This window comes from Erwinia plantamica (genome assembly GCF_043420595.1).
GTDB classification, from domain to species: Bacteria; Pseudomonadota; Gammaproteobacteria; order Enterobacterales; family Enterobacteriaceae; genus Erwinia; species Erwinia aeris.
In genome coordinates this window covers 1-477 of record NZ_JBGCUC010000069.1, presented here as the reverse complement: position 1 = coordinate 477, position 477 = coordinate 1, and the positions used below count along the sequence as shown (strand labels likewise).

Genomic DNA, 477 nt, shown 5'->3' with positions numbered 1-477 from the left:
TATTGTGTTTCCATCAATATTGAATGCACAATCATCAATAATAGTAGAAAGCGAACAACTGAACAAAGGGAGTAAATGTGTTTTTTATCGTTCTGTAAATGGTGCTTTAACAAAAGGAGATACAATTGCAGCTAAAACGCAGGGACGTTTAGAGTTAGTTTCTAAAACACCATTTTTGCAGGGATAATATTTTTTAGAAACACCAAAAGAAGTTCATGATGGGCTTATAGAGTTCCTGATTGAAAAGAATAAAAGTGATGAAATAACTATTTCCTTAGAGTCATATAATACCGTTTTGTTTAAGGACAACCCAATAAACGGAATATATTCTGCTTATTTGGGATCAGTAAGAAATACCGAAGACCAGATTCAAAAATTATACAGTAAAGGAACAGCCGCCAATACTAGTGCTGTAGAAATAGAAAAGATAAAGGGCCAAATAAAAGAATCGCAGAAAAAATTACATGATTTAGAAAA

Annotated in this window: 1 protein-coding gene; it reads left to right on the top strand. The window is 32.1% G+C overall.

All coding sequences use genetic code 11. The features are described 5' to 3' along the window. Positions 1-187: hypothetical protein (locus tag AB3U87_RS22105; RefSeq protein WP_394150555.1), on the top strand; the 187-nt coding region annotated here is incomplete at its 5' end. Between the last annotated feature and the right edge of the window lie 290 nt (positions 188-477).